Below are 25,319 nucleotides of genomic sequence, written 5' to 3' on the forward strand. Positions count from 1 at the left end.
GCACGTCGCGGGCCGCATCGGCTTCTGCTGGCTTTTACCTGGCCTTTTGCCTGCTCGGCTTCTGTTGGGCGGCCGGTGAGGTGCATAACTCCTGCAATTTGCGTGCCGCTACGGGGGCTCCTGCGCAATGACGCGGGAGTCTGGGCGTGCCCGGAACGATTTGCAGGAGTTATGCGCGCCGAGAGAGGTTGGCCGGACGGTTTTGCAGAACTTATGCGCGGCCGACGCCTTGGAATGCCGTGGGAGTTTCGTAGAAGTGGCCTGTCAACCCCTTGATTGAGGCAGTCAGCCGATGTCTACTTAAGGTTCAAAGCGGCCCGGAGGCGGCAAGTGAACCCGAACAATGGTGTTTCGGATGCGGAAATTCTGCGCGTATCGCAGCTCGGCATCCTCCAGCTCACACCGACCGAATGGTTGGTACGAGATCCGCAAATTCTTGACGGCGACCCAGCCGCCCTGCTCGGAGTCATCCAACAGAGCGGGGACGCCTTCGAGGTGACGAAGCTCGGAGTGCTCACGACGAGGTGGTTTTATTCCTCGTTTGACCGGGCACAGGCCAGCTTTCTGGTGCGGGGTGTACCGGCGCCGCAGCCGGCTTCGCGGCTAGTCCAGCCGGTCGGTTCTCGCAGAACGGAGTAGCCGTCAGGATGCGTCCGCCGGGACGCGCCGGTCACGATGCAGCGGTCAGGATGCGCCGCCACGACGCGCCGGCCACGACGCGCTGGCCAAGATGCGCCCGCCAAGATGCGCCCGCCAAGATGCGCCCGCCAAGACGCGCCGGCCAAGACGCGCCCGCCAAGATGCGCCCGCCACGACGCGCCCGCCAAGATGCGCCCGCCAGGACGCACCCGCCCAAATGCGCCGGTGCTCGTGGCTGCCCAGAGGTTGCGCGCCGCGCGGCCGCCGACGCCCCGGGCGGCTTAGCTGCCGGGTGCCGACACCCTGGGTGGTCTATATTACGTGGTTCCCGTCATCCTCTTTCGGGGTGGTCTTGGTCTCCTCTTTCTTGACGGATGCCTCGGTGCGATCCAGCAGATCGCTCGCCTTGGTCTGCGCGACAGATGCCGCGTCGCGCGCAATCGTCTCGGCCTGCGAGATAACCTTCTGCGTGGCGGGGTCGCCCCAGAGCTGGTGCGCTTTGGCGCTGAGGCGGTCGTAGGCCTGGCGGCCGGCCTTGGATCCGAGCACAAAGCCCGTCGCTGTGCCGGCGATGAACAGGAATTTGCCTTTCATGGGGACTCCTTCAGATTGCGGGGTTTAGGCCGTGGGTTCGGCGCGCGTGGGATCTTCATCGTCCACATCATGGCCGACCAGATCAGGGTTCGAGGGGTTGTCGACCGGATCGACGTCGTCGAGGTTCGCCTCGTTGTCGCGGTTGTCCTGGTCGTCTTCGCTGTCACTGTCTCGTTCGGTGTCGCTGCTCGGCTCGACCGGGGCGGCGGCGGAGGCTTCTCCGGCAGTCGACCCATCGATGCTTGGGGCCGGGCCGTCCGGGCCGGTGCTCGCGCTCGCGACCGGCATGGTCGGCTTGGTCGGCTTGGGGCGTTCCCTCGCTGGAACGTTTGGTTTTCCGCTGGCCCCGGCGTGTTCCGCGTCGGCGCCGTCAGGGCCGTCCGGACCCACGAGCTGGTCGGGATTGGTCGGTGTGCTCGGCGGCTCCGGAATATTGAGCGGCGGCTCTTCAATCGGATCAGAATCGTGGTTCACGGGCATACCTTTCTCGATGACCATAGCTGCGCCGCGGCGGGCGTCATTCAAGTTATACCCCGAACGGGGGACATGCACTTAAAGTCGCGCGCTGCCGGGGCGGCAATGTGCCGGGTGACTTCATTTGCTCTCTGTCGTGGGGCCGAGCAGAAGCGCGCGCAGGGCTGTTTCGGCCGACACCCGGCTTGCCGGGTCGATAGTTTCACCCGCGCGAAACAGATCGACGACGCGCGGGTCAACGTAACTCGTGCGGGCGATCGCCGGGGTGTTGCCGAGCGCATCGGCGGCCTGCCGCATCGCTTCGGCAATGGCGCGGTCATCGGAACGTCGGCTGCGCGTCGCCGCGCGTGGTGGCCGCCCAGCGGATGCCGGGGGAGCCGCAAACGAGGCGGGCACACGATGGGGGCCCGCCGCACCGGCCGAGCCCCTGGCAGCGGGCCCCGCAGCTCGCGCGGTGGCCGCCAGATTCACCGCCAAGCTCTGAGCCAGGCTCTCCGCGGCAGCAATCGTGCCTCGCAGGGTACGAAAGTCTTTCGCGGTGAACTCACCGCCGGTGCGTTCCTTGATGAAATCGTTGATGTCGGAGGCCGAGACGGCGTTCTCGATGTCGTCCAGCACCCAGGACAGCAGTGGTGCGGCCGGCCGTTCGCGCAGCCGGGCTCGCAGGTAGGTGGCGAGGTCGGCATCCGTTATTACGCCCTCGAACTGCTGCCCGCTCTTGGCTGGGAAATTGAGCCTGACCTCGTTGCCGCGCACCGTGACGTGCGAGCAGAGCAGGGTCGAGAGTCCGTGGCTGCCGTAGGTGTCGGCGTAGCGCTCGCTGCCGATGCGCAGTGAGGCCAGGTCGAGCATGCGAAATGCCGCGGCGAGCGCCCGAGTGCGCGGCGGGCCGTCGCCGCGCAGCTCACGGGTGACCTGGCCGCGCACCCGCGGCAGGGACGAGGCAAGCTGCAGCGCGCGCTCGAATTTAAGGCGGTCCTTCTGTTCACGCCAGACCGGGTGGTAGATGTACTGGCGGCGCTCGGCGGCATCGATGCCGATCGCCTGGATATGACCGTTCGGGTGCGGCGAGATCCACACGTCGTTCCACGCTGGAGGGATAGCGAGGGCCCCGAACCGCTGCCGCAACTCGGGGTCGGTGACGTGTTGGCCCGCGGGGTCGCGATAGCTGAACCCTCTGCCCGCCCGCCGCCGTGTATACCCCGGCCGGGTCGGGTCGCTGCGTCGAAGCCGGGTCATACCGGTGCTGTCTGTGCACGCATACCGGCACAATACTGCGAATCGCCCACAAGCGGATGCCGCCACCTTGCCCCGTTCCTGCTCGCGCCTCGCGCCGCACGTATTCGGCCTCGTGGCACTCGTTACCACCCGCGGCACTCGTTGCAACTCGTGGCACCCTGAGGAACGGGTGCCCACTTCCCGAACGAGTGCCGCGAGTGCAAATCTCCTCGCGGCACCTGCTGGGGAATCACTCAGGTGATTGAAACCAGTGCCGGCCGCCTAAGCGCGTGCCACGAGTCGCCGCGCGCCGCAGCATCCGTTTGAGCGCAGGACGTGAAACCAAGCGGACGACCCCTTTTGGGTGCCCTCCATAGTGGGGCTGACGCGCGGGTCGGTCGCTGCACCAAAGTAAATTCTTGGAAACATCTATGACTTGTAGGTGCATATCGGGGGACATTCGTGGCTAAACATCGGTCAATTCGTGACGCGCGCTCAAGGGCAGTCGCCCTCAGCACGGCGATCGCACTGCTTTTCGGACTCGGATTTTCGGCGGTAGGTGCCGCCGCCGCCACCGAGGCACCGACCGACACTGTTGCTACGGCCGAGCCGACCGATGGGACGACTGCAACAACGGATGCCCCGGCTCCTACGGATGCCCCCTCCGAAGAGCCGACGGATAGTGCCGCGCCGACGACCGAGCCCAGAACCGAGCCGACAGCCGCGGCGACGACCGAACCCAGAACCGAGCCGACAGCCGAGCCGAGTACCGACCCGAGCGTCGAGCCGAGTGCCGAGCCGACTGCGACGACAACCCCTGCTCCTGAGCCGTTGGCTACGGAAGCCCCCAGCCCAGATGCTCGAACAGTCGAGACTCTCGCAGCTCCGGCCGCGGGCACCGCGACGATCTCCGGTCGCCTCGTCGACTCCGTTACCAAGGAGCCGCTCGCGGGCCTGTCAGTCAGGCTCCTGCCAGCTTCTGGCGAGGGCAACTATGGTCAGCCCGATCCGTTCGCGACGGCCACGACCGATGCGGCGGGAGCGTTCAAGTTCAGTGTGACTGAGGCAAACGGCTACCTCGTGGAGGTCGCCAACGATGCTCTCGGCTACGTTCGCGTCGACTCCAATATTGTCAGCGTCGCGCTCGGGCAAAACTACTACTTTGATGACACCCCCGTGGTGCGCGGTGCAATCCTTTCTGGTGCCCTGAACCCGCCCGCCGGACTGCGCGGGGTGCTGACCGGCTATGTTACGGCTCAGCCCGTCAGTGGATCCTCGTACGGTTCTGGTACCAGCTCCGTTCCCGTTGAAATGACCGCAGGATCGACCACGGACTGGACCTTGGCCGTCCTTCCCGGAACCTACGATGTTCAGCTGTCAGCCTCCCAGAGCAACACGCGCGAACTTTGGTGGAACAGCGCTGGCAACGTGGGGAGTCGAAGCGCGGCCGAAGCCATCGTCGCCGCAGTCGGCGACACGATCAAGGATATCGATGGCACGCTGAGTTTTGGCGATCACACCATCAGCGGCACAGTGCGCGACGACCAGGGCAACCCCCTTGCCGATGTGAACGTATCCGCACGTCCAGAGTCGCCTTTTGGCACCTCTCCCTCGGCCGTGACGGGCGCGGACGGAACTTACACCCTCGGCAATCTGAACGCCGGTGAATTCGTCGTGCAGTTCAGCCCAGGGTGGGGCACGGGCATCGCCGAATTTTACGACAACGCTGCGACCATTGCAGACGCCACCACGCTGGCCTTCACTACCGGTGTTACCCATGCCCACGAAAACATCAACGCCACTATCGATCGCGGAAACAGCATCAGTGGCACGGTCGACGTGTCATCAAACTTCACCGGCCTCATCTCGGTCAAGGCCGAGTCCCTCGACGGCAGTGTGACCCAATACACATCCACCAGTAACGGCAGATACACGATTCACGACCTACCGGCCGGCAGTTACACCGTGGAGTTCACCGCGGGCAGTGTCACGGAGTATTTCGATAACGTCGACACCAAGGCGGAGGCGACTGTTCTCCACCTGCCAACGAATGATGGTCGCGACCTTGCCGGGATCGATGCAACGATCACCGTGGCTATGATCTCCGGTACCGTGGCATCCGCGCCAGGCACCTATCTCCAGGTCGAAATTCTGTCCCTCGACGGCAAAGAACGCATAGCAACCGCATTTGTGAACAACGGAACGTATTCTGTCACCCTCAAACCCGGCACGTACACGGCTCGTGTTCTTGAGAACTACACGATCACACAGTATTACGACGGCGTCTTCAGCCTCGCCGATGCCACGCCCATTGTTGTCGCTGATGGCGAGACCACTATTGCTGACTTCGGTCTCGTCGGTGGCACGATCTCGGGAACAGTGACGTCCGCTGCATCGGTGGCTGGCACCGTGGCCATGCTGTTTCGAGCCCACGACACCTTAAACTCGATCAGAACGGTCACCCTCGATGAAACCGGGGCGTATTCCTTCGTGGGGCTCACCCCGAACAATTACATGATCAAAATTGCCTCGGGCGATACGCTCTTCGCTGAGCGCTGGTTCGGCCCGTCGGGCAAGCAAACGGATGCCACGGCCATCGATCTCAAGGCGAACGCAGAGTACAACACCGCCGATGTCGTCATCGCCGAGGGCGGCGGAATTCGTGGCACGATCACCCTGCCGACGAATTCGAACTCTGTCTATCTGTACGTTTACAGCGCAGAGGACAAGGCCCTCCTCACGATCTATCCCTCGTCGATCGCTGGGTCTTCGCAGCGCACGTGGAGCACTGCCGGGCTTCCGGCCGGTGACTACCGGATTCAGTTGCAGGCGTCCGGCTCCTCAACCTGGTGGCAGAGCGGTACCTCATTTGACACCGCAACCCCCATAAAGGTGAGCGCTGGCAGCTGGACCGAGAACGTCGACTTCGCGCCGGGGGTCTCGATCAGCGGCACCGTGACATCCGCTCTTAACGGCAGCGCAATCACCATCGGTACGGTGCAGGCATCTCGTGTCGGCGAAACCTATGGCTGGTACTACGCGTACCTCGGAATCGACGGCAGTTATGCATTCATCGACCTGCCTGATGGTGACTACAACCTGAAGTTCGATGGCTACAGCTATGCCAACAACTATCGTCAGATCGCGTTGCACACGCAGTGGTACTCCGGCGCAACTGACCTCGCATCGGCCACATCTGTCACCGTGATCGACGGTGTCCCCAAGAGCGACATCGACGCCGCCATGCAACCCGGTATCGCCATTTCCGGCACAATAACGGATGCCGCTACCGGCGCTCCGGTGGCCAACGCCTCCGTCTCAGGCTGGTCGGGTTCCGGTGCGAACACCGATGCGAATGGACACTATGAGGCAACGATGAGCGCTCCCGGGGCTACTCAACTTGTTGTGTCAACCAGCGCCTATGTTCGGTCCGAGACTGTCATCGACGTGCCCGCCGAGGGTCTGACCAACGCAGACGTGCAGCTCGTGGCGGGAACTGTCATCTCGGGAACCGTCACAGCCGCCAATAACGGCGTGCCTCTCTCAAACGTCACCGTCTACATTTCGACCGACCAGCAAAATGGGTGGTCCAGCAACCAAACGTCCACGGACTTCAACGGCAATTTCACCTCGCAGCCGCTGCTTCCGGGCAGCTACTACGTTCGTTACCAGAATGGCCAGGGCCAGTACGTCACACAGTGGTTCGCTAACGCGGCTACCGGCGCTCAGTCCGCGGCCGTCGCAGTCGGCGTCGACCCTGTCACCGACATCGACGCCCAGCTCACTCTCGGCGGCGCCATCGTCGGCACCATCACCGGCTCCGACGGCAAGCCGATCGCCGGAGCAAAGATTGGTCTCGCGACAGCACCGACCGAGGCATTTGCCCGGTTTTCAGCGCGCCTATTCGGTGCTGCGACCACGACCGGTGGCGAGCTGCTCGGCATTGAAACCTTCACGCGAGCAGACGGAACCTACACAATGCCTCCCGTCGAACCGGGCCGCTACGTGCTCTATGTCTACGACCAGAATCACAAAACTACCTGGTACAACGGCAAATCCACCCTCGCCGACGCCGACGTGATTACCGTTGAGGCTGGCCAAACGCGCACAGTCAGTGAAACGGTCGCCCCGCTCGCCGAAAACGAAACCGCTCTCGAGCCCGAACAGACTATAAGCAACAACTTCGCGGTCACGCAGCAGCCGACCGATCAGTCGATCGAGAGTGGATACAACGCCACTTTCACTGCCTTCGCCTCCGGCGATCCACTGCCAACCATTCAATGGCAGACCGACGCAACCGGTGAATGGGCCGATCTTTTCTGGCAAACCTCGACGAGCCTCAACGTCACAGCACCCGCTTACGGCGACCCCGCAGTGAACTACCGAGCGGTCTTCACTCAGAACGATCAAACCCACACCTCCGACCAGGCCGCCCTGACCGTTCTGGCCCCGATCACGGCTCCGGACGCACCGGCCGCTCCGACGCTTTCGAAGCAGACCTACACTGGCGGCACCATCTCTTGGACCGCTCCGGCAATCAACGGAGCAGCCATAACCGGCTACACCGTCAAGGTTTATGACGGCAGCACCCTGGTGCGCACCGTTCCGACCGGCGTGGTTCTCACCTCCGTGATCAGCGGTCTCACCGAAGCCACGGACTACAAGGTCACGCTCACCGCACATAACAGCCAAGGTGCGAGCACGGAATCTGAATCCGGCACGCTCAGCACGATCGCGTTCACAGCGCCGAACGCTCCCTCCACGCCCAACCTCGCCGCCATCGACAGTACACAGGTCACAGCAACGTGGGTTGCGTCGACCGACGACGGCGGAACTCCGGTGACCGGCTACACGGTGAACCTCTACCAGGGTTCAACGCTGGTCGAGACCAAGACAACGGATGCCCGCTCCCTCACCTTCACCGGCCTCACTCGGGCCACGGCCTACACGGTCGAGGTCAGCGCGACCAACGCGGTCGGTAGCAGCTCTGCCTCTGACCGTTCAGCGGCAGCAACGACGAAGGCTACCGTGCCCGACGCGACGACCGCGCCGACCCTGAAGGCGGCATCCGTTTCGAAGGTCACCGCCTCCTGGACAGCCCCGAACAACGGTGGCGCCGACCTAACCGGCTACACCGTGCGGCTGTTCAACGGCAGCACGCTGGTCGAGACGAAGACCACAACCGCCGCCACGGTCACCTTCGCCGGTCTTCTACGAGGGATCGCCTACACGGCCGATGTCTCGGCGTCGAACAGCATCGGTGCGGGCGCTGCCTCCGCTGTCTCCGCGGGCCTCACCATCCCGGTGACCATCCCCGGCGTCCCCGCCGCACCGACCGCCACTGCTCCCTCGTCCACCGAGATCGCCGTGGCCTGGACGGCTCCCGACGACGGCGGAACACCGATCACACGCTACCGGGTGAACGTCTACCAGGGCACTGACCTCGTCAAAACCGACACGACGGACGCCCTGGCCCTCACCTTCACCGGTCTCACCCGGGGCACGGCTTACACCGCCGAAGTCAGCGCCGAGAACGCGATCGGCAGCGCTTCGGTGTCGGAACGTTCAGCGGTGGTCTCCACACCGACAACGGCCCCCGGCGCTCCTGGCACGCTGAACATCGGTGCCACGTCGGCCACCCGGATCGCCGTGACGTGGGCCGCTCCCGCAGACGACGGCGGAACGCCGATCACCGGTTACACGGTCAAGCTGTTCCAGGGCACTGAATTAGTCGACACCGAGCAGGCGGGGGCCCGCGACGGCGCCCTGACGTTCACGGGCTTGACTCGGGCGACCGCGTACACGTTCGAGGTCTTCGCCGCGAACTCGGTCGGCGACGGCCGTGTTTCCGAGCGCTCGGTGGAAGCGGCGACGCTGGCGACCGTGCCGGACAAGGCGGATGCGCCGACGCTGGTGCAGGCATCCGTTTCGGAGATCACGGCCAGCTGGACTGCGCCGAGCAACGGCGGAGCAGCGATCACCGGCTACGACGTGCAACTTTTCAGCGGCAGCACCCTGGTCGAGACGAAGACCATTGAGACGACTACGGTCACTTTCGCCGGCCTCACCCGCGGCATCGCGTACACGGCTAACGTTTCGGCTGCCAGCACCATCGGTTCCGGAGCAGCGTCCGCTCATTCGGAGGCGCTCACTATCCCGCTGGCAGTCCCGGGCGTTCCCGACGCGCCGACACTCACAGCGCCTTCGGCCACCGAGATTGCCGTGGCGTGGTCGACCCCGGTCGACGACGGCGGGTCCGCGATCACCGGATACCGGGTGAACCTGTACGCGGGAGCTGACTTGGTCAAAACCGCCACGACGGATGCCCGCACCCTCACGTTCACCTTCGCCAAACTCACGCGGGCCACGGCCTACACCGCCGAGGTCATGGCCGTGAACGCAATCGGGGGCGATTCGGTCTCGGGTCGCTCGGCCGTCGTCTCGACTCCGACGACGATTCCTGGAATTCCCACCTCGGTGACGCTCACGGCCCCCTCGGCCACCGAGATCGCCGTGGCTTGGAGGGCTCCCACTGACAACGGTGGAACCGCGGTTACGAGCTACACCGTGAAGTTGTTCCAGAGCTCGACGCTGGTCAGCACTAAGGAAACGGGCGACCTGTCCTTCACTTTCTCGGGTCTCACTCGGGCTACGGCGTACACGGTCGAGGTCTTCGCTGCGAACTCCGTCGGCGCGGGGCTCGCCTCCGATCGCTCGGCGGCGGCTACGACGAAGGCGACCGTGCCGGACGTTGCGACTGCGCCGTCGCTGGCGCAGGCATCCGTTTCGAAGATCAGCGCCTCGTGGACAGCCCCCGATAACGGCGGCGCTGACCTAACCGGTTACACCGTGCGTCTGTTCAACGGTGCCGCGTTGATCGAGACGAAGTCCGTGAAAACCACCACGGTCACCTTCGCCGGCCTCGCACGTGGCATCGCCTACACGGCCGACGTCGCAGCGATCAACAGCGTCGGAACCGGCATTGCGTCCGCTCTTTCTGCGGCCGTCACCATTCCGGCGACGACTCCCGACGTTCCGGCGGCACCGACCGTCGCCGCTCTCTCGGCGACCGAAGCCAGCGTCACGTGGTCGGTTCCGTCCGGCACCGGCGGCTCTGCACTTATCGGCTACACCGTGCGCGCTTTTCACGGCAGCGAACTAATCGCCGAGCAGACGACGGATGCCGCCACGACAACCGCCAGGTTCGCCGGCTTGCTGGCAGCCACCGAGTACACGGCAACCGTGCAGGCAACGAACGCCATCGGTAGCAGCGCGTACTCGGCGGATTCCGCTGCGGTACGCACGCTGCCGGCGACCCCCACTGAGGACGACCTCAGTGAGGACATAGAGAATGCGATCGTTCCGGACACGCTCGAACTCACTCAGAGTGAATCGGTCACAATCAGCGGACTCGACGCCGGCGAGCAGTACTACGCCTGGTTCCTGTCGACGCCGATCGGCACGTCGTGGCAGACCGCCTCGGCCACGGGAACCATAACGGTGACGGTTCCCGCGTCGCTGGTCGGAGCGCACCGCATCGCGATCAGCGACGCGGCCGGCGACATTGTCGGGTGGTCGACTGTGACTATTGCTGCCGCCACAGTGCCGGCCGTCACACCCCCCGCCACGAAACCGGCGCTGACGGCCGCGATCGTCCCGGCGGCGAAGGCCCTATCCGACACTGGTATCGACCCGCTGCCGTTCACGCTGCTCGCCGGTCTGTTCATCGCCCTCGGCGCTGCCGCTATGACCCTCGGGCGTCGTCGCGGGCGAGCTGGTCTGGTGCGCTAAGGAACAGCATCCGTCGGTCAGCACCGCGTTGGCCGACGGATGCCGCATGGCGGGTCGTCTCGTGGAACCCCGTACCGCTCGTGGCACCCCTAGGAACGGGTGCCCGCATCCGGAGCGAGTGCCGCGAGGCGGCACCGCGCGCGGTGCGGCCGTCGGCATCCGCTTCACTCCGGATAAATTGTGCAGCACTTGCATTTCACTAGTACTTGTGTTCGACTAGATGCATGCGGTGGAGCTCACAAGAATTACAAACTGAACAGGTCGGCGCGCTGCCGGGGCTCGCCCGCCTGAATAACCTCGTGCGCAGTGTACAGACGCCCGAGTTCGCGGGAATCACGTTCCATGAGATCCTCTGCAAGTCGGCGCTCAACCATGTTCCCGGTCAGAGCGCCATGCCGTTTGGCTACACGATCAACCCCTACCGTGGCTGTTCGCACGCCTGCACCTACTGCTTTGCGCGCACCACGCACCAGTACCTCGACCTCGACGCCGGCAAAGATTTTGACAGCGAGATCATCGTGAAGGTCAACGTGGCCGAGGTCTTGAGAAAAGAACTCGCCAAGCCGACCTGGGGCCGGCATCCAGTGGCCCTTGGCACCAACACCGACCCCTACCAACGCGCGGAGGGGCGCTATCGCCTCATGCCCGGCATTATTGCGGCCCTCGCCGACAGCAAGACGCCCATCTCCATTCTCACCAAGGGCACGCTGCTGCGCCGCGACCTCGACCTGCTCGTGGAGGCGAGCGAACACGTTCCGGTGGACCTGGCCATGTCGATCGCAATTTACGATGACGAGTTGCAGCAGTCGGTCGAGCCCGGAACCCCCACCACCAAGGCGCGCCTCGCCACGGTCACGGCGGTGCGCGAACGCGGTCTCGACTGCGGCGTCTTTCTCATGCCGATTTTGCCCTTTCTCACCGACACCCGCGCTCACCTCGACGAGGCCCTGCGGCGGGCCAAGGCTGCCGGCGCCACGAGCGTGCTCTACTCGGGACTCAATCTCAAGCCCGCCGTCAAGGACTGGTACCTGCTGTGGCTGGCGCGCGAGCATCCGGAGCTGGTCGGTCGCTACCTTGAGCTCTACGCGGGCGGCCAATACGCGCCCAAGGAGTACCGCACCTGGCTCGCCGCCCGCATCAAACCGCTCATTCGTGCGCACGGGCTGGAGCGGGGGATCGTCGACCCAGCCACCGGTGGCTTGCGGTCGAGCGCCCTTCCGGCCTCTCCCGAGAGGGTGCCGACGTCCGTCTCCCGCACGCCCGCGCCGCGCCCGGACTCGTCCCGTCTGCCGGCCGCGTCAAGTGGAAGGGGCTCGGCAGGTGGAGGGCGCCCGGCAGGTGGACGGGGCCCGGGCCCGGGCCGTGGGCCCAGTTTAGAAGCTGGGCCCGGGGCCATAAGGTGGGCCCAGAGTGCGGAGGCGCCCCGATCGCTGATTGCGGCGGAGCTTCCGCCCGATCTGGCGCCGACCCTGTTCTGACTCCGTTCTAGACGGGGCCCGGGCCCGGACCGTGGGCCCAGCTTAGAAACTGGGCCCGGTGCCATAAGGTGGGCCCGGCGAGCGGATGCCCTCAACGCCAACCGCCCCCACCGCTCAACCACCCCTCGAACTACCCCGACCGCCCCCGCCCAACCGCCGTCGACCGCCAACCCCCCAACCCCACCCACCCCCGGTGGCATACTTAGCCCGGGGGAAATATGTCTCTAGGGTTACCGGGCCACTTGGTCCAGCTGACGCTCACGCGCGCCCTCGCGCGGGCCGCGCACTGGTTTGCGCTGACCTGCCTCATGGCGGCAGCCGTGTCGGTTGCGATCCTCAGCCTGAACAGTCCTGAACTCTGGGTGACAGTCGCGGTCGTCGTTGCGATGGGCGCCCTGCTCGTGCTCTTCACCCGGCGTCGCCGCATTGCATTCGCGATCGCTTATCTTGTCGTGGGAACCTTCGGCGTCTACATCTTCACCACGACAGTGCTCAGCGTTCCGAACGTATTTCCCGCGTCGAATATGTTTCTCGTTGCTATGCCCAAGATGGCGCTCATCATGGTCGGCGGCGCCGGAATAACCGCCGTCGGCGGCGTGCTCTGGAGCACTGCCGCCTTCATCCTCGCCGAGGCCGCCGCCTTCCTCGCTATCCTGATCACCACCGTGCCGTACCGGCCCGACCTGTTCACCCTGTGCACCTACCTTGTGCTCGTCGGTGCAATGGTGCTCGCCGGAATCGACCGTCGCGCGAGCAACGCCGCCCAGCCCGCAATCCACCGCGCAGTGCAAGACGGCGCCAACCGGCAGCTGCGCGACGCCCTCGATACCCGTGCCATCGCCCTGCTCAACGACACGACTGTGGCTCAGCTCGTGGCGCTGTCGCTCGCCGAGCCCGGGCCGCTCTCACCGGGCCTCACCGCGAGCCTCAACTACACCCTGACCACCCTGCACGACACCAACTGGCTCACCGACATCGATGCCCGCACCAACACGGCTGCGCAACCAACCAACACCGAGAAGTTGTACAGCGATGTCTGGCTCTCCAGCGCCGTGTACACCGCCATCGAACGCTGCCGTGACCGCGGACTCGTCGTCGAGGTCACCGGCGACCGCGACGCCCTCGCTCGTCTCGACGCCGGCAGCGACCGCGACGTCGGCCTCGCCGTACAGCACTGCCTCGTCAACGTCATCCTGCACGCCGGAGTCGCCTCCGCCGAGGTCGCCGTCGAATCCGACCTGAGCACTATCTCACTGCTCATAACGGATGCGGGCCGCGGCTTCACCGAATCGGAATCTGCGTCCGACCGCCTGGGTCTCCGCCAGTCCGTGCGGCGACGCATTGAACAACTTGGCGGATCCGTGCTGATCTGGAGCCGCCCGGGCGCCGGCACGAACGTGCGTCTGACGGTGCCGGCGGCACAGATACACCCCCAGGACCGCATCAAACGGCCCACCGTATGACCCGCGCGACTCCCACTCCGCGTCGGCCGCGCGCGCCGGCATCCGCGTCGCAGCAGCGGCTCGACCCGATCGGAGGCCTCGCCGTCTGGCCGCTCGCTCCGGTTATCTCCGCCATCGTCGTCACCTACGCCGTCGTCGCGACGATCTCCCGAGTGCATGAGATTGCGCTCGGAGAGCTCGCGGTGGCATCCGTTGCGGTGCTCATCATCGCGGCCGCCGTGCTCGCTTGGGCCGCCCGCCCCGATCTGGCCCCGTTCACCCGCATCCGCGCCATCGTGATCGTGGCCCTGGGGCTTGTGGCGCACCTGCTCGCCGCGGTGAGTACCTGGCAGTTCAACGGAATGATTCAGGACGACTTCGCCCCGATCGGACTCGGCCTGCTGCTCTTGGCCCTCGCGCCGTTCCGGCCGTGGAAAGAGATCCTCGTGCTCGGCGTCTGCTCCGCCGCAGTAGTGGGCATCACGGCCCTGGTCCAGTCACCGTTCCTCGGTATTCAGACGCCGCCCGTTTTGTTCGCCATCATCGCCATGACCCTGGTGCTTGCGCCCGGGCTGGCCTCCGCCGCGTACTCTCGACAGGTCGTCAACTCTATTCACCGCTGGCAGACGGATGCCCGCCGCGCCATCCGCGCGCGCACGGAAGAGAGTCGCGGCCCCTTAGCGCATGAGGTGGTGGATCATCGCCTGACCAATCTCGGCGCCGATGTGCTCCCGTTCTTGGCCGACGTTCTCGCTCGGCAGGAACTCACCGCCGCCGACATCAAACGCGCACGCTCCCTCGCTTTCCAGGTGCGGCGGGTGCTCGTGGCCGAGGTCGACCACACCTGGCTCGACGACCTCATCGGCCGCGAACGCATCGGCCTCACCGAGCGCGGCCTCAACCCGCTCTGCGTCATCGCCGACCCCGACCGCCGCGCGACCGCTTTCGACTCCGACCAGCGCGCCGCCGCTGGGGCCATGATCGTGGCCCTCTGCACCCTGAAGGGATTCGACCCGACCAGCCTGATCGTGCAGATCGACGGATCCGGCGACGCCCCGACCGATACGGCCTTGGTCACCCAGGCCTTCGGATTGCGCGGAGCACTTCCCACGCCGGCCACCGACACCACGACCATCGCCATCGTCACCGCAGCCCAGGAGCAGGCGGCCGCCCAGGCCCGTACCCAGGCGCGTGCTCAAGCGCAGCTGCATTCCCAGACACGACCCCGCCGCGATGATCGCGCTGTCGATACCATCACCATCCAGGTCGTAATCTCTCTACCGCCACACCAGCGCCGCCGCGCCTTGCGCCCGTACCTCAGCGTGCTGCGCGCCGTTTTCACTCGGGTGCGGGTGACCAGCCAGCATCCGTTGCTCACGCTAGAATTTAATGCTGAACGCACCACGACCAAAGGCATCAAATAATGGCGAAACTGTACTTTCGATACGGCGCCATGAACAGCGGCAAAAGCACGTCCATGCTTCAAGCGGCTTACAACTATGAGGAACGCGGCCACCACGTGCTGCTGGCCAAGCCGAGCGTCGACACCAAGGGCGACCGCGGCATTCTCTCCCGCCTCGGCGTCGCCCGAACCGTCGATTTTCTGCTCACCCCCGAGACGGATGCCTACGCTGTGTTCGCGCAGCACCGCGCGCAGGGTCTGAAAAGGTCGGGCAGGGACGTGAGCGCCCTGTTGCTCGATGAGGCTCAGTTTCTCACCGAAACCCAGGTCGATGACCTGCTGCGCATCGCAATTCTGGAGAACGTGCCCGTGCTGGCCTACGGCATCCGCACGGACTTTCAGACCGTCGCTTTTCCCGGCAGCCGCCGCCTGCTCGAAGTTTCCCATAGCCTCGAAGAGCTCAAGACCATCTGCCGTTGCGGGCGCAAGGCCGTGTTCAACGGTCGCAAGATCGACGGCGTCTTCGTGTTCGACGGCGACCAGGTGGCCATCGATGGCGAAGAAGTCACCTACGAGTCACTCTGCGGAACGTGCTACCTCGAGGAGAGTCACGGCGTGCTGAACAATCGCAGCCGGCCAGCACCCGAATAAGGCCTGCGGAGCGCTCGTTCTCACGACGATTGCGCCGTCGCGCTGACCTTGACGCGTTCGGGCCTGACGGAACGGCACGCGACGTCTGAACCCGCTTCGCGTACCCCCACTTCAGGGACTTATCCGCGTTTCTACACCGATTTGGCGAAATAGGACCGAAGTGGATTGTGTATTGCACCAATCAGCCCGCTAATCTGAGAGTCGCCTAGGTATTTCACGACGATATGCCGGGACGCGTCAATTTCGACGTATCAGCCGTTCGACTACCCGGGGGGACCCTCACTTATGTTCAAGAAAAGCCTGGCTACTGCGGCACTCGCCGTCATCGCCGTATTCGCCTTCGTGCCCGCAGCAAACGCTGCGGACTACGTGGCCGCTAGCCTCACCACTGTCACCGACTCCACACCGGCTCCCGGCTCGGCCACCACGGTGTCTTTCGCGGCCACGGCGTTTAACAATGGGGAAGAGGTCAGCTTCACGGCTGAAGGAACCCCCGCCGCGACCCTGAGCGTCGTCAAGGCTGCCCTCTCCAACACGGTCACCAAGACCGCGTCCGCTGTCGGCGCCGCCTCCGCTGTCATCACCGTGCCGCAGAACGCCACGGGCGTTTACACGGTGACCGCCAAGGGAGCTTCCTCCGGCAACGTGGGAACCGCTGTACTGACCGTGACTGCCGCCGATGCCGGGGCTGCCGCCAAGGGCCTCGCGTCCACTGGCTTCGACGCTCCGGTGCTCGTCATCTGGGGTGCCGCTGGCCTCCTGATCCTCGGTGCTGCTCTCGTCGCCGTGCGCATCTCGGTTCGTCGCCAGCACGCTGCCGCGTAATTAGCTTCGCCGGGCAGCCCCTGGCCGCTGGGCAAAACGCCTCGACTCTCAGCGGAGTCGGGGCGTTTTGCATGCCTGAAGCGACTGCCGCCTCGCAACCCCGCGGCGCCGCTGTGCGGGCACAAAAAAGCCCGGCCAGGGAAAAGTTGAGCGGGCCGGGCATACGTTGGGCCAACCGCCGCGTTAGAGGGTGCGCTGCGCCGGTTCCGTCACGATCTGCAGACCAGTCGCGGAATTGGCCGAGAGCGACAGTGCCTCGACCCAGTCGCGGTTAAGTACCGGCGACTTGCTGCCGAAGTACTTATAGACCAAAGAAATGCCGGGGTGCACCCAGACGGTGCTGCGGCCTCCCCCAACGAAGGGGTCGTCGCGCCAGGAGAAATAGAACGATTCACCGCGGCGCAGTTTGGCGCCGATCACGAGTTGAATATGCGCGAGTACTCGATCGTCAAAATCGACGGTGATACTCGAGTCGTACGTGAACTTGCCCATTATTGTGCCTCGCGCTGGTTCATCGGCGAACGCGAACGGCAGGCCGAGTCGCATACAACCACGGGTTTCGTTCCCAAAACGGGAGCGATAATTGCCATGCGCTGACGATCCTAGTGAACTCCGACGCAAAGTACTTCGCGTAGTTTGTTAGAACCGAGCCCCAATTCTGGGGACAGTCAGATCGGTCTGACAGTGCTACGGCCTGCCGGCACGCAGATCGTCAAATAATGACTAGTGCTGGCACGATCACGAGACTGTTGAAAGTGACGTGCGCGATGATCGCGCCACCGATCCGCCCGGTCGCCAGCGAAACGGATGCCGCAGCCATCCCGAAAATCAGGGTCGACATTCCGACCACCACGATGGCGTCGGTGCTGCCGACATCGATGGTCACCAGGTGCATGAGCGCAAACGTCAGGCCACTCACGGCAATCGCGATCGCCCCGGCCGCGCCGCCTGCGCTCTGCCGGCGAGCATCCGGTGCGTCAGACCGGTCGATTTGCGAAACGCCGGGCACAAGTGACGTCGAACTCGGCGTGTCGACAATATTGCCGTTTTTTCGTCCGCGAGCAGCCGCCACCTGTTCGTAAACTGCGCGAAGAACGAGGCCGCGAAAGAAGAGCTCTTCGACGACGGGGGCAAGCAGCACCGGGGCCAGCAGTGCACCAAACAGCCACCAGAAGTCATAAACGGTCTCGCCGAAGGTGGCCCCCGTTGTGCCCATACTGCCGTACACCCCGATCTCGATCAGGCTCGCGACCGTGCGGGCCAGGAGGCCCGCCGCGAGTCCCCAGACCAGATCGATCGGCCGAATCGAGAGCCGCAGCAGGCGCACGATGGAGCCGCCGCCCGAACCAGCCGGGGCCGAAACCTTCGCGATCCAGACCCCGGTCACTCCGATCGCCGCGAGCAGCGGAACCCAGACGCAGAGGTAGCCCAAAAGGAGAGCCACGTTCGGGTCGTCGAAAACCGTGGCGCCGACCGACACCAGCAGCACCATGGCCACCACGATCCCGATGCCAGCGGGCATCAGCAGGTTCGATTGCCGGGTTACCGGCTGAACTAATGCCCCCATAAAATCACGCTCCCCATCACCTACAAACTACCGGTCCAGGCGCCGGTCGGCGCGACGGTCAAAGTTCGGTACCCTCAGATGAGGGGAACCCCGCGTTCGTGCAGTGAAGTACGTACCGTATCAGGGGCTGTCATCCCTGATTACGAGGGGATCGGCGCCGCATGGAACTACGCGATTACATTCGCATTCTGCGCAAGAGCTGGGTGCTCATCGTGCTGTGCACGCTGGTGGCTGTGGGTGCGGCATCCACTTATTCAATTCTGCAGACTCCGGAGTACAGCGCCACCTCCAAGGTGGTCATCTTGACGCAGTCGAGCGGGTCCACCGCCGACCTCGCCCAAGGCAATAACTTCTCGGTGGCGCGAGTGAAGACCTATTCTGAGCTCGTGACCACACCGATCGTGTTGCTGCCCGTCATTGCCAGCCTCGACCTCGGAATTACGACCCAGGAGTTGGCCAAGAAGGTCGCTGCCGCTGCGCAGCTCGAAACCTCGATCATCGATGTCACCGTCACCGACACCGACCCGGGTAGAGCCGCTGACACGGCCAACGCCATCTCGGGCAGCCTCACCCTCGTCGTCGAAGATATTGAGACTCCCGACTTCACCGACGCGACTTCGCCAGTCAAACTCACGCTCACGCAGCAAGCGACAGTTCCGACCGCTCCGGTCAGCCCCAACGTGCCGCTCAACATCGCCCTCGGGGCGCTCGTCGGTCTAGCCCTCGGCATCGGCATTGCGGTGCTGCGCGAAACCCTCGAGACCCGCATTCGCAATACCCGCGACGTCGAGCAGCTCACCGACCTTCCCATTCTCGGCGGCATCGTCTTCGACCCCAAGGCCAAAGACCGCCCGCTCATCGTGCACGTCGACCCGCGTAGCCCCCGCGCCGAATCGTTTCGTACGCTGCGCACCAACCTGCAGTTTCTCGACGTGGGCCGGGTCGACCGGTCCTTTGTCATCACCTCGTCAATCGAGAGTGAGGGCAAGAGCACGACCGGTGCCAACCTCGCCATTGCTCTCGCCGATGCCGGATCGCGCGTTCTGCTCGTTGACGCCGACCTGCGCCGCCCCAAGGTCGCCGACTACATGGACGTGGAGGGGGCCGTAGGTCTCACCGACGTGCTCATCGGCCGCGCCGACCTGGCCGACGTTATCCAGCCCTGGGGCAAGGCTCAGCTGTTCGTGCTTCCGGCTGGCCACGTGCCGCCCAACCCGAGCGAGCTGCTCGGCTCCACGCGCATGACGCAACTCATCACCGAGTTCAACCGGGCCTTCGACGTGGTCATTTTCGATGCACCGCCGCTGCTGCCGGTGACGGATGCCGCCATCCTCGCCAAAAACGTTGGTGGCGCACTCGTTGTCGTTGCTGCCGGGCGCACGCACAAGAACCAGCTCACGGGGGCTATTGCCGCCCTCAACAACATCGGCGCCCCCATCTCGGGCCTCGTGCTCACCATGCTTCCCACCAGCGGGCCAGACGCCTACGGTTACGGTCACTACGGGTACGGCTATTCCTACGGCGACACGAATGCTGAGTCGGCCGAGCCGATTCTTCCAGTGGATTCCGCACCGGCTCGCGCGCGCGGCGCGCGCGTCAAGTAACCGGCCTCCAAGCTCTGCTTGAATAAGGCAATGTCCTCTTCGCACTCGGCCCACGCCGCGCCCCCGAAACGCTCGCGAACACGAATCATCGTAGGGTTCGTCGTGCTTGGACTGCTCGTCATCGTGGTGGCGGCCACCGCCTGGGTCGGCATTCGAGGGCTGCAGGCCAAGGACGCTCTCGAGGCTGCGGTTCCGTTGGCCGAGAGCATCAAAGACCAAATTGTCGCCGGTGACGGTGAGGCCGCTGCCCGGACCGCTGCGCGGCTGGGCGAGTACGCCGACACCGCCCGGTCACGCTCAAGCGACCCGGTCTGGCGCACCTACGAGCTGTTGCCCTTTCTCGGTTCCAACCTCGTGGCCGTGCGCCAACTGGCTGCGGTCGTCGACGACGTCGCCCAGAACGCCGTCACCCCCCTCACTGCGCTAGCCGGCAATCTCGATCTGACCGATTTCAAGCCCGTCGACGGTGCAATTGCCCTGCAACCGCTGCTCGATGCGCAGCCAGCAGTGACGGCTGCCGATACGGCCCTGGCCCGCGCGGCTACGAACGTGAACGCCATTGAGACCGACGACGTGCTCGACGTCGTGCGCGGCGCCGTCACCCGGCTGCAGACCGTCACCGTTGAAACCTCGGCCACGGTCGACGGCATGAACCGGGCAGTGACCCTGCTGCCGGCGATGCTCGGGGCCACGGGGCCGCGCAACTACATTCTGCTGTTCCAAAACCCGGCGGAACTGCGTTCCACCGGCGGCATCCCCGGCGCGCTCGCGCTGCTCCACACCGATAACGGCAGCATCGAACTCACCCAGCAGGCCAGCTCCACCTCTTTCCCGCAATACCCCGCCTCGGTGCTGCCCCTCGGCGACGAGATCCGCGGTATTTACGGCGACATCACCGGGCAGTTCATTCAGAACGTCTCAATGACCCCCGACTTTGCGCAAACCGGTGCGCTCGCCCGCGAAATGTGGCGCCTTGAATTCGGCGTGGAAGCCAATGGTGTGCTGTCGATCGACCCGGTCGCGCTCAGCTATCTGCTCGACGCCACGGGCCCGATCACCCTCGCCACCGGCGACGAGCTCAATGCCGGCAACGCCGTGCAGCTGCTGCTGAGCGACGTGTACGCGCGGTATGACGACCCGAAGCAGCAAGACATCTTTTTCGCGGCCGCCGCCGGCGCCGTGTTTGACGCCGTCAAAAGCGGCAAGGCCGACCCGACCAAGCTCATCGGGGCGCTCGCCCGCGCCGCCGCCGAGAACCGGGTGCTGGTCTGGAATGCCGATGATGCCGAGCAAGCCATTCTCGGCGACACCACCCTGGCCGGCCCGAGGCCGGTCAGCGACGACGAAACCAATCGGTTCGGGCTCTACCTGAACGACGGAACCGGCTCCAAAATGGACCTCTACCTCGACGTGCAGACGGCCATCGGCCAGCAGACCTGCCGCCAGGACCTGCGCCCGCAGTACGCGCTCGAAGTGACCCTCACCAACACTGCCCCAGCGGATGCCGCGACCAGCCTCCCGGCCTACGTCACCGGTGGCGGCGTCTTCGGTATAACCCCCGGCAACATCAAGACCCTGGTCGCCGGCTACGGCACCCCCGAAGTGCAAAACCTCGGACTCACCCGTGACGGCGTCGAAGTGCCGTACCATCCCGCTGCTGATGCCGGGTACCCGGTGAGCTCAATCGGCATTGAACTGGCACCCGGCGAGAGCACCGTGTTGCGCTTCAACTGGCTGGGCCCCGAGCCCTTTACCGGCCAGCTCGAGCTGCGCAGCACACCGTTGATCGCGCTGAACGACACCGCATCACTAGACTTCACTTGTTAGGGTCGCCATGGGCGACCTTAGCGATCGCAGAACGCCGCGATTTCAGGCGATCAGAGGTACCAACGCACTATGGGGGATTCACCTTGCTGAAAAAACTTCTTGCCACGCTCGCGCTCGCTGCAATCGCCGTTCTGGCGGGGCCGGTTGCCGCCCACGCCGCCGGTTACGTCGCTGCCGACCTCGTCACCGTCTCCGGCAGCCAGACCGCAGGCAGCACGGTCACCGTGGCGTTCAATGACGGCGCCTTCACCGACAGTGAAAAGGTCTCCATCGCCGTCTCCGGTGAAGGCTCGGTCACCGTGGCTACGCTGAGGGCCGCCACCATCAACACTGAGAAGACGGCCACGAGCGCTGGCGCCCTCGACCTCAAGGTCACGCTGCCGAACGACGCGACCGGCTCTTACACGATCACCGCAATCGGTCTCAGCTCGCAGAATATCGGTACGTCCACGATCACTGTCATTGCCGCCGACGGAGCTGGCCTCGCCACCGCCGGATTCGACGTTCCCTCCGCCCTCATCTACAGTGCCGTCGGCGCCCTGGTGCTGGGCCTGGGCCTCGTCATCGCCCTGCGCGTCACCGTGCGCCGCCGCGCAGCCATCGCCTGATTCGACTGTCCACTATCTGGTCATGGGCCGCTTGAGCAACCAAGCGGCCCGATCTGTGTCAAGCTACCTGTTGGCAGCTTTGTATCGCAACGAAAGGTAGCAGCGTGGAACTCCGCGACTACATCCGTATCCTTCAGAAGAGTTGGATGCTCATCGTGGCGCTGACCCTCGTGGCCGTCGCGGCCGCATCCGTTTTCTCGATCCTGCAAACGCCCACCTTCAGTTCTACCTCCAGGGTGTTTGTGTCGACGCAGTCGAGCGGCACCACGAGCGACCTCGTGCAGGGCGCGAGCTTCACGGTGGCTCGGGTCAAGACCTACTCCGGTATCGCCGTCACGCCGCTGGTGCTGCTGCCGGTCATCGAGACGCTTAGACTCGACCAGACGTCAGCCGAACTGGCCGAGAACATCACCGTGTCGGCGCCGCTCGACACCTCGATCATCGACATTGCCGTCACCGACGCCGACCCGCGCCGCGCCGCTGACATCGCTAACGCGGTCTCCGAGAGCCTCGCCGTCGGCGTGCAAGAGATCGAGCAGCGCGACAAAGTCACCGGGGCACCTTCGGTGAAACTCACCCGGGTGCAGGTAGCGAGCGTGCCGTCCGCGCCGGTCGCCCCGAACGTTCCCCTCAACATCGCGCTCGGCGCCCTCGTGGGTCTGGCCCTCGGCATAGGCATCGCGGTGCTGCGCGAGACGCTTGACACCCGCATTCGCAGCCAGCGCGACGTGGAGCAGACCACTGATCTGCCCATCATCGGCGGCATCGTGTTCGACCCGAAAGCCGCCGAGCGCCCGCTCATCGTGCACGCCGACCCGCGCAGCCCACGCGCGGAGTCTTTCCGCACTCTGCGCACCAACCTGCAATACCTCGACGTGGAGCGGGTGGACCGCGCGTTCGTCGTCACCTCCTCCATCGGCAGTGAGGGCAAGAGCACCACGAGCGCCAACCTCGCCATTTCGCTAGCGGATGCCGGCGCTCGCGTTTTGCTCGTCGACGCCGACCTGCGCAAGCCCCGCGTCGCCGACTACATGAACATCGAGGGCGGCGTCGGACTCACCGACGTGCTCGTCGGTCGCGCCGAGATTGAAGACGTCATCCAGCCGTGGGGTCGCGGTCAGTTGTTCGTGCTGCCCGCCGGGCACATCCCGCCCAACCCGAGCGAACTACTCGGGTCGTCGCGCATGGCGCAGATCATCGAGCAGTTCAACGCCACCTTCGACGTCGTCATCTTCGACTGCCCGCCGCTGCTTCCGGTAACGGATGCCGCCATCCTCGCCAAGAGCGTCGGCGGCGCCATTCTCATCGTCGCCGCTGGTCGCACCCAGAAGAACCAGCTCAAGGGAGCCATCGCGGCTCTCGACAAGGTGGGCGCTCCGATCAGCGGCGTCGTCATGACCATGCTGCCCACTAAAGGACCCGATGCCTATGGCTACGGCCACTATGGCCAGTATGGCTACGGCCATACCTACGGTGACGTCGGTCGGGCCCCCGACGTAGTCGCTCCCAACTACTCCCGCCGATCGAGGTCCAAAGCATGACCCCCGCTGAAGGCCTCCCCGTACGCATCCTCGTCGTCTGCACCGGCAACATCTGTCGGTCGCCGCTGGCCGAGCAACTGCTGCGGCAAAGTCTCGCTGCCGCTGGAATCAAGGCCGTGGTCACGAGCGCCGGGACCCACGCCATGACCGGTAGCGCTATGACCCCAGAGGCTGCCGCGCTGTCGGTAGAGTACGGGGCCGCGAGCACCGAACACGTCGCTCGGCAACTCACCGAGCAGCTCATCGCTGATGCCGACCTCGTGCTGACCGCCACGCGGGACCATCGTCGTGACGTCGTCACCCTGTTGCCTAAGGCCACGCGTTACACCTTCACCCTGAACCAGTTCGCTCGTCTGGTGAGCCAGGCCGACGCCTCAAATCCGCTGGTCGAGACCGTTATCCCGGTGCCGCAAACCGACTCCCCGCCATCCCTCGATTTCCCGGCCTATATCGCCTCGGTCGCCGCGACCCGCGGACTCCACCCGTCGCCCACGCCGCCCACTCTCGACGACGTCGATGACCCCTACCGGCAGTCCGCGGCAGTGTACGCCCGCGCTGCGGTGGCCATCAACGGTTCCGTCACCGCCATCACCGCGGCCCTCGTGGCGGCAGGAGCCTGATGCCGCAGTCAGCTCGTCGTCGTGTCCTCGCTTACTCCGCCGTCGGCCTGTTCGTGCTGATCGACGCCGTGCTCATCATGAGTGCCCTCAGCTCCACCTCGGTCGACGCGGCCGTCAGCGCGTCTTCGACGCCGGCGCCAATCGCATCCGTTGTCCCCACCCCGAGCGCTACGCCGTCTCCCACGCCCACTCGCACCCTGGCGCCCTCGGTCAGCCCCGTGCCGTCTTCCCGGCTGATCTCTGCCGTCTCCGCCACTGCGGCCTGGCGAGCCACGACCGGAGCCTGCCCGGCCACCGCAGCGTCTCCCGAACTCAGCGTCGACTCCGGTGCCAGCTGGTCCACCAGCAACGCCACTGCACTCACCGGGGTCACCGCCCTGCAAACCATCAACGCCCAGAGTGAATCGGTCGCCGAATTCGTCGGCCTCGACGAAGAAGACTGCGCCCCGCAGTTCGTCAAGACGTTCATCGGGGGCGAGAACTATTCCAGCTACCCCGACGAGCTCGAACCAGCCTGGTACGTCGACCCCGCAGACCGCGCCACGGTGCACGGCCCCGAGGGACTGGCCCCGGCGCCGTGCGACGCTATTGTTACCCTCGCTGCGAGCCCGACCGAGACCGACTCCGCAGCCGTACTCTGCGTTGACGGCCGATTATTCGCCACAACGGATGCCGCGGCCACCTGGTCACCCCCGGTCACCGTCGCCGGAATAGTCACTCTCACCGCCACGCCCACCGGCTACCTGGCTGTCGCGACTACCACCAGCTCCGTTACACCCGCTCACTGCATCGGTGTGCACCTCGTTGCCCTCACTGCAGACCTCGAGCCTACGGTCACCGGATGCTACGAGACCGAGCAAACACCCGCGGCCCTGGCCGGCCAAGTCGCGATCTCCGTCGCCGACGACACGCTCTGGCTCTGGATCGGCGACTCCGTCGTGCGCTCCACCGACGCTGGCCAAACCTGGCTCTAGCCGCGTTGCTCGGCGCCGGCCGGCCGCGGAGCCCAGCCGGGCGTAACCACCTAATTCTCCACAG

The 25,319-nt window shown here is 65.2% G+C and carries 18 protein-coding genes; 13 read left to right on the top strand and 5 right to left on the bottom strand.

Annotated features, from left to right (window positions below; all coding sequences use genetic code 11):
* The first annotated feature begins 330 nt into the window (after nt 1-330).
* On the top strand, nt 331-639 hold the full coding sequence (locus tag CXY70_RS11970; RefSeq protein WP_104192579.1) for a hypothetical protein: 309 nt from the start codon (nt 331-333) through the stop codon (nt 637-639).
* Nucleotides 640-951: 312 nt separating this feature from the next.
* Here CXY70_RS11970 and CXY70_RS11975 read toward each other — a convergent pair whose 3' ends face one another.
* From CXY70_RS11975 to CXY70_RS11985, 3 genes are all read right to left on the bottom strand, one after another.
* On the bottom strand, nt 952-1,233 hold the full coding sequence (locus CXY70_RS11975) for a hypothetical protein (protein ID WP_104192580.1): 282 nt from the start codon (nt 1,231-1,233) through the stop codon (nt 952-954).
* Nucleotides 1,234-1,257: 24 nt separating this feature from the next.
* Nucleotides 1,258-1,707: a hypothetical protein gene (locus tag CXY70_RS11980; RefSeq protein WP_146066124.1), complete on the bottom strand. Its 450-nt coding sequence runs from the start codon at nt 1,705-1,707 to the stop codon at nt 1,258-1,260.
* Nucleotides 1,708-1,827: 120 nt separating this feature from the next.
* Nucleotides 1,828-2,946, bottom strand: coding sequence for a DNA topoisomerase IB (locus tag CXY70_RS11985; protein WP_104192582.1), 1,119 nt, complete (start codon nt 2,944-2,946; stop codon nt 1,828-1,830).
* Nucleotides 2,947-3,387: 441 nt separating this feature from the next.
* Between CXY70_RS11985 and CXY70_RS11990 the strand changes: the two genes are divergently transcribed.
* From CXY70_RS11990 to CXY70_RS12015, 6 genes are all read left to right on the top strand, one after another.
* Complete coding sequence (locus tag CXY70_RS11990) at nt 3,388-10,716, top strand: fibronectin type III domain-containing protein (protein ID WP_104192583.1); 7,329 nt, start codon at nt 3,388-3,390, stop codon at nt 10,714-10,716.
* 224 nt (nt 10,717-10,940) lie between these two features.
* The gene (locus CXY70_RS11995; RefSeq protein ID WP_233205912.1) at nt 10,941-12,194 is read left to right on the top strand and encodes an Rv2578c family radical SAM protein; all 1,254 of its coding nucleotides are present in this window, start codon (nt 10,941-10,943) and stop codon (nt 12,192-12,194) included.
* A gap of 242 nt (nt 12,195-12,436) precedes the next feature.
* Entirely contained in the window at nt 12,437-13,657 is a 1,221-nt protein-coding gene (locus CXY70_RS12000; protein ID WP_104192584.1) for a sensor histidine kinase, read from the top strand.
* Nucleotides 13,654-15,060 (top strand): hypothetical protein, encoded by a 1,407-nt coding sequence (locus CXY70_RS12005; RefSeq protein WP_104192585.1) that lies wholly within the window; start codon nt 13,654-13,656, stop codon nt 15,058-15,060. Before CXY70_RS12000 ends, CXY70_RS12005 begins: the two co-directional genes overlap by 4 nt.
* The gene (locus tag CXY70_RS12010) at nt 15,060-15,689 is read left to right on the top strand and encodes a thymidine kinase (RefSeq protein ID WP_104192586.1); all 630 of its coding nucleotides are present in this window, start codon (nt 15,060-15,062) and stop codon (nt 15,687-15,689) included. The genes CXY70_RS12005 and CXY70_RS12010 overlap by 1 nt, the downstream gene beginning before the upstream one ends.
* A gap of 285 nt (nt 15,690-15,974) precedes the next feature.
* Nucleotides 15,975-16,514: a sortase gene (locus tag CXY70_RS12015; protein WP_104192587.1), complete on the top strand. Its 540-nt coding sequence runs from the start codon at nt 15,975-15,977 to the stop codon at nt 16,512-16,514.
* A 183-nt stretch (nt 16,515-16,697) separates the two neighbouring features.
* Here the strand turns inward: CXY70_RS12015 and CXY70_RS12020 are convergent, their stop codons facing one another.
* Together CXY70_RS12020 and CXY70_RS12025 are read right to left on the bottom strand one after the other, a co-directional pair.
* Nucleotides 16,698-17,006 (bottom strand): ATP-dependent DNA ligase, encoded by a 309-nt coding sequence (locus CXY70_RS12020; protein ID WP_104192632.1) that lies wholly within the window; start codon nt 17,004-17,006, stop codon nt 16,698-16,700.
* Between the two features lie 220 nt (nt 17,007-17,226).
* The gene (locus tag CXY70_RS12025) at nt 17,227-18,081 is read right to left on the bottom strand and encodes a CPBP family intramembrane glutamic endopeptidase (protein ID WP_104192588.1); all 855 of its coding nucleotides are present in this window, start codon (nt 18,079-18,081) and stop codon (nt 17,227-17,229) included.
* A gap of 161 nt (nt 18,082-18,242) precedes the next feature.
* Here CXY70_RS12025 and CXY70_RS12030 point away from each other — a divergent pair, with 161 nt between their 5' ends.
* The 6 genes from CXY70_RS12030 to CXY70_RS12055 all read left to right on the top strand — a co-directional run bounded on the left by CXY70_RS12030 (nt 18,243) and on the right by CXY70_RS12055 (nt 25,255).
* Nucleotides 18,243-19,685 (top strand): polysaccharide biosynthesis tyrosine autokinase, encoded by a 1,443-nt coding sequence (locus CXY70_RS12030; protein WP_104192589.1) that lies wholly within the window; start codon nt 18,243-18,245, stop codon nt 19,683-19,685.
* A gap of 30 nt (nt 19,686-19,715) precedes the next feature.
* Nucleotides 19,716-21,512, top strand: coding sequence for a DUF4012 domain-containing protein (locus CXY70_RS12035; protein ID WP_104192590.1), 1,797 nt, complete (start codon nt 19,716-19,718; stop codon nt 21,510-21,512).
* Between the two features lie 83 nt (nt 21,513-21,595).
* Complete coding sequence (locus tag CXY70_RS12040; protein WP_104192591.1) at nt 21,596-22,120, top strand: hypothetical protein; 525 nt, start codon at nt 21,596-21,598, stop codon at nt 22,118-22,120.
* Between the two features lie 104 nt (nt 22,121-22,224).
* Nucleotides 22,225-23,661 carry a polysaccharide biosynthesis tyrosine autokinase gene (locus CXY70_RS12045; protein ID WP_104192592.1) on the top strand — a complete coding sequence of 479 codons (1,437 nt, stop codon included), beginning with the start codon at nt 22,225-22,227 and terminating at the stop codon, nt 23,659-23,661.
* A complete protein-coding gene (locus tag CXY70_RS12050; protein WP_104192593.1) occupies nt 23,658-24,281 on the top strand; it encodes a low molecular weight phosphatase family protein in 624 nt (207 codons plus the stop codon). The genes CXY70_RS12045 and CXY70_RS12050 overlap by 4 nt, the downstream gene beginning before the upstream one ends.
* Entirely contained in the window at nt 24,281-25,255 is a 975-nt protein-coding gene (locus CXY70_RS12055; protein WP_104192594.1) for a hypothetical protein, read from the top strand. Before CXY70_RS12050 ends, CXY70_RS12055 begins: the two co-directional genes overlap by 1 nt.
* Nucleotides 25,256-25,319 lie beyond the last annotated feature (64 nt).

Origin of the sequence: Cryobacterium sp. Y82, assembly GCF_002929495.1 — a bacterium.
Classification (GTDB): Bacteria; Actinomycetota; Actinomycetes; order Actinomycetales; family Microbacteriaceae; genus Cryobacterium; species Cryobacterium serini.

What these genes read in the sequence shown, in the direction of transcription:
- CXY70_RS12020 (WP_104192632.1), bottom strand. Translation starts at nt 17,006, where the DNA reads ATGGGCAAGTTCACGTACGACTCGAGTATCACCGTCGATTTTGACGAT.
- CXY70_RS12005 (WP_104192585.1), top strand. Translation starts at nt 13,654, where the DNA reads ATGACCCGCGCGACTCCCACTCCGCGTCGGCCGCGCGCGCCGGCATCC.
- CXY70_RS12025 (WP_104192588.1), bottom strand. Translation starts at nt 18,081, where the DNA reads ATGGGGGCATTAGTTCAGCCGGTAACCCGGCAATCGAACCTGCTGATG.
- CXY70_RS11995 (WP_233205912.1), top strand. Translation starts at nt 10,941, where the DNA reads ATGCGGTGGAGCTCACAAGAATTACAAACTGAACAGGTCGGCGCGCTG.
- CXY70_RS11985 (WP_104192582.1), bottom strand. Translation starts at nt 2,946, where the DNA reads ATGACCCGGCTTCGACGCAGCGACCCGACCCGGCCGGGGTATACACGG.
- CXY70_RS12050 (WP_104192593.1), top strand. Translation starts at nt 23,658, where the DNA reads ATGACCCCCGCTGAAGGCCTCCCCGTACGCATCCTCGTCGTCTGCACC.
- CXY70_RS12035 (WP_104192590.1), top strand. Translation starts at nt 19,716, where the DNA reads ATGTCCTCTTCGCACTCGGCCCACGCCGCGCCCCCGAAACGCTCGCGA.
- CXY70_RS12055 (WP_104192594.1), top strand. Translation starts at nt 24,281, where the DNA reads ATGCCGCAGTCAGCTCGTCGTCGTGTCCTCGCTTACTCCGCCGTCGGC.
- CXY70_RS12030 (WP_104192589.1), top strand. Translation starts at nt 18,243, where the DNA reads ATGGAACTACGCGATTACATTCGCATTCTGCGCAAGAGCTGGGTGCTC.
- CXY70_RS12015 (WP_104192587.1), top strand. Translation starts at nt 15,975, where the DNA reads ATGTTCAAGAAAAGCCTGGCTACTGCGGCACTCGCCGTCATCGCCGTA.
- CXY70_RS11975 (WP_104192580.1), bottom strand. Translation starts at nt 1,233, where the DNA reads ATGAAAGGCAAATTCCTGTTCATCGCCGGCACAGCGACGGGCTTTGTG.
- CXY70_RS12010 (WP_104192586.1), top strand. Translation starts at nt 15,060, where the DNA reads ATGGCGAAACTGTACTTTCGATACGGCGCCATGAACAGCGGCAAAAGC.